This is a genomic window from Sphingomonas sp., from assembly GCF_036387535.1.
Classification (GTDB): domain Bacteria; phylum Pseudomonadota; class Alphaproteobacteria; order Sphingomonadales; family Sphingomonadaceae; genus Sphingomonas_R.
The window spans coordinates 1-3,617 of sequence record NZ_DASVTO010000139.1 but is presented as its reverse complement, the minus strand read 5'-3'; the positions used below and the strand labels follow the sequence as shown (position 1 = coordinate 3,617).

The following is a 3,617-nucleotide window of genomic DNA, read 5'->3' as shown; positions in this document are numbered from 1 at the left end:
CAGAACGCGGATCCGCGCTGGCTGCTGCCGCTGATCTGCCGCCGCGGTGGCGTTGCGCGCACCGAAATCGGCGCGATCCGCATCGACAATAGCGAAACCCAGTTCGAAGTCGCTGCGGGCAGCGCGCGGCGCTTCGCCGAGTCGGTCGCGCGCACTGCGGCCGGCGACGACAGCGGCATCACGATCATCCCGGGCGGTGGCGGTGGTGCCGGTGGCGGATCGGCGCATCGCGGTGGTCCGCCGCGAGCGCCGCAACGCAGCCGCACGCCGCGGCGCTCGCCGGCCTGATCGGCATGGTGGACGCGCCGTCGTCTCCTCTGCCGGAACAGCGCGGGACCGTGGGGCGGCGCGGCGCGGGTATTGGGCTTCGCCGGGCTGCTGCCGCAGATCGCCGCGGTGCAGCTCATCCTTTTGGGGCGGCGCGATCCGACCGATCTGGCGTGGATACCGGTATTCTCCGGCTATATGCTGGCGCTCGGCTATGGCGCCAGCATCCTGAGCTTTATCGGCGGCATGTGGTGGATGCTGGCGATGCGGCGCAGCGTGCATCAGGGGCGATTGGCCGCAATGGCCGTAGTGCCATCGCTTCTGGGCATGGGGCTGGTCACCGTGGCGCCATCGAGCTGGCCCGCCGGCCTGGCTACATGGCCTGCGGTCGCGATGGGCCTGTCGATTCTGGCTACCCTGGTCGTCGATCGCCAGCTTGTCCGAACCGGCGAAGCGCCGGCCGGCTGGATGGCGCTGCGCATACCCTTGTCGCTGGGGCTGGGGATGCTGACGATCGCTGCGGGTATGCTGGTCGCCCGTTAAGCCGCGCGGCGTAGTTCCAGCCGGCCCCAGATTTCGACCAGCGCGCCGGTCAGTTCGCGCATCATCGGCTCGGTATGTGCGGGACCAGGGGTGAAGCGCAGGCGTTCGGTGCCGCGCGGCACCGTGGGGTAGTTGATCGGCTGCACGTATACGCCGTATTCCGCGAGCAGGATGTCGCTGATCTTCTTGGCTTTCACCGGATCGCCGACCATCAGGGGCACGATATGGGTGTCGCCCGGCATCACCGGCAGCCCGGCGTCGGCCAACATCGTCTTGAGCATCGCGGCGGCCGCTTGTTGCCCGTCGCGCTCAACGCTGGATGCCTTCAGGTGGCGCACGCTGGCCAGGACGCCGGCGACCAGCACTGGCGACAGCGACGTCGTGAAGATGAACCCCGGCGCATAGCTGCGGATGACGTCGACGATCGTGCGATCGGCCGCGATATACCCGCCCATCACGCCGAACGCCTTGCCCAGCGTTCCTTCGATGATGGTGATCCGGTCGGCCACACCGTCGCGCTCCGAAATCCCTCCGCCGCGGGCGCCGTACATGCCCACCGCATGCACTTCGTCCAGATAGGTCAGCGCGTTGTAGCGATCGGCCAGGTCGCAGAACGCCTCGACCGGCGCGACGTCGCCTTCCATCGAATACACGCTCTCGAACGCGATCAGCTTGGGCGTGGCCGGGTCTTCGGCGGCCAGCAATTCTTCCAGATGCGCGACGTCGTTGTGGCGGAAGATACGCTTTTCGCAGCCCGAATTGCGGATGCCCGCGATCATGGACGCGTGGTTCATCTCGTCCGAGAACACGACGCAGCCCGGCAGCACCTTCGCCAGCGTCGCCAGCGTGGCGTCGTTGGAGACATAGCCGCTGGTGAACAGCAACGCCGCCTGCTTTCCGTGCAGATCGGCCAGTTCGTGTTCCAGATCGACGTGATAATGCGTGTTGCCGCCGATGTTGCGCGTGCCGCCGGACCCTGCGCCGACGTCGTGCAGCGCCTCTTCCATCGCGGCGATCACCGCCGGGTGCTGGCCCATCGCCAGATAATCGTTCGAACACCACACCGTGATCGGCTTTGGCCCGTTATGCCCGGCGAAGCAGCGCGCGTTGGGAAAGGCTCCCTTGTTGCGCAGGATGTCGATGAACACGCGGTATCGCCCTTCGGCATGGAGCCGGTCGATCGCCTGGGTGAAAACGCGCGAATAATCGACTCGCGCAGGCGTGATGCCTTCGATGGTCATGGAAATCGCCTGTAAGCGTGGGTTCGTGAAGATTCCAGCGATTTGCGCGGCCCGTTTTCGCAGCGGCGCCGCAGGATCGTCGATCAGTCGCCGACGATCGCATCGATCGCGGACGCCAGTTCGATGTCGCGCGGCGACAACCCGCCGGCATCGTGCGTGGTCAGCAGGATTTCGACGCGGTTCCACACGTTCGTCCATTCGGGATGGTGATCCGCCTTTTCAGCCAGGATCGCGACCCGTGCCATGAACCCGAAGGCTTCGGGGAAATCGGCGAACACCAACGTGCGGGTGATCGCGTCGCGCCCGTCGTCATAATCCCAGTCCGGCAAGCCATCGAGCGCGTCGGCCCGTTCGCTTTCGCTCAAGGGTTCGATCGGCGCATCGGCCGGGGGAGCGTCGATCATGCTTGTCGTCCTTCCGAGCGTGAGACTATGACCTGTCGGATGGGCGGGCAAGCGATCAAAGGGGCATGAACGCCGCGCTGGCGTTTACCGGTGTCGCGGGCGCGCGGGGCGGGCGGCGGCTGTTCGGCGGGCTGAGCTTGGCGCTGGCGGCGGGCGACGCGGCGCTGGTCACCGGCCCCAATGGCGTCGGCAAATCGACGTTGGTGCGGATCGCCGCGGGCCTGCTGGCGCCCGCCGACGGCGCAGTGACCGCCACGGGCCAACGCGCGCTGCTGACGGAAAACGCGGCGCTGGATACCGATCGGACGGTTGCCGAGGCGCTGCACCTTTGGGCGACGCTGGACGCACGGCCCGATCCGCGCGGACGCGTGGCCGGCGCGCTGGCCGCGCTCGCACTGGCCGACATGGCGGCGGTGCCGGTGCGGCTGTTGTCGACCGGGCAGCGCCGCCGGATCGGTTTTGCGCACGTGCTGGCCAGTGGCGCGCCGATCTGGCTGCTCGACGAGCCGGCCAACGGCCTGGATCATGCCGCGGTCGATCGCCTCGGGGGCCTGATCGCCGCGCACCGGGCGGCGGGCGGGGTCGTCCTGATCGCCAGCCACTCGCCCATCGCGCTGCCGGGCGCGCAAGTGATCGCGCTGTGATCGCGCCATGATCGCCATCATCCTGCGTGAGGTGCGGCGCGGCTATGCCGGCGGCGGCGCGACATTTGTCGTCGTCTTCTTCCTGCTGGTCGCCACGCTGTTTCCGTTCGGGATCGGCCCGGACGCCCGGCTGTTGGCCCGCGTCGGCGGCGGCGTGATCTGGGCCGCCGCGCTGCTCGCCGCACTGTTGCCGGTGGAACGACTGGTAGGGCCGGACCAGGACGCGGGCGTGCTCGATCAGATGGCGGTGCGCGGCGCGTCGATGGCCACGGTCGCCGCCGCCAAGATCGCCGGACACTGGCTGGCATTCGCGCCGCCGCTGATGCTGGCCGCGGTCATCGCCGCCGCGCTGCTCGACCTGCCGGCGCAGACGCTGCTGCTGGTGGAGGCGGGGCTGGCGTTCGGCACGCCGGGGCTGGCGGCGCTGGCCGTGGTCACCGGGGCGCTGGTCGCTGGCTTGCGCGGCGGCGGCGCGGTGGCCGGGCTGGTGATGCTGCCGCTTGCGGTGCCGCTGCTGA

At 69.0% G+C, this 3,617-nt stretch carries 6 protein-coding genes; 4 read left to right on the top strand and 2 right to left on the bottom strand.

Annotated elements, in window-relative coordinates:
• Together VF649_RS12855 and VF649_RS12850 are read left to right on the top strand one after the other, a co-directional pair.
• On the top strand, positions 1 to 288 hold a 288-nt coding region (locus tag VF649_RS12855; protein ID WP_331012354.1), incomplete at its 5' end, for a DbpA RNA binding domain-containing protein.
• Positions 289 to 360: 72 nt separating this feature from the next.
• On the top strand, positions 361 to 810 hold the full coding sequence (locus VF649_RS12850) for a DUF3429 domain-containing protein (protein WP_331012353.1): 450 nt from the start codon (positions 361 to 363) through the stop codon (positions 808 to 810).
• Here VF649_RS12850 and hemA read toward each other — a convergent pair.
• On the bottom strand, positions 807 to 2,051 hold the full coding sequence (gene hemA, locus VF649_RS12845; RefSeq protein ID WP_331012352.1) for a 5-aminolevulinate synthase: 1,245 nt from the start codon (positions 2,049 to 2,051) through the stop codon (positions 807 to 809). The two genes, VF649_RS12850 and hemA, sit on opposite strands and share 4 nt — an antisense overlap.
• Before the next feature lie 83 nt (positions 2,052 to 2,134).
• Positions 2,135 to 2,455, bottom strand: coding sequence for a 4a-hydroxytetrahydrobiopterin dehydratase (locus tag VF649_RS12840; protein ID WP_331012351.1), 321 nt, complete (start codon positions 2,453 to 2,455; stop codon positions 2,135 to 2,137).
• Positions 2,456 to 2,520: 65 nt separating this feature from the next.
• On the opposite strand from VF649_RS12840, the gene ccmA reads away from it, so the two are divergent.
• The gene (gene ccmA / locus VF649_RS12835; protein WP_331012350.1) at positions 2,521 to 3,099 is read left to right on the top strand and encodes a heme ABC exporter ATP-binding protein CcmA; all 579 of its coding nucleotides are present in this window, start codon (positions 2,521 to 2,523) and stop codon (positions 3,097 to 3,099) included.
• Between the two features lie 7 nt (positions 3,100 to 3,106).
• The coding region (locus VF649_RS12830) for a heme exporter protein CcmB (protein ID WP_331012349.1) at positions 3,107 to 3,617 on the top strand (511 nt) is incomplete at its 3' end.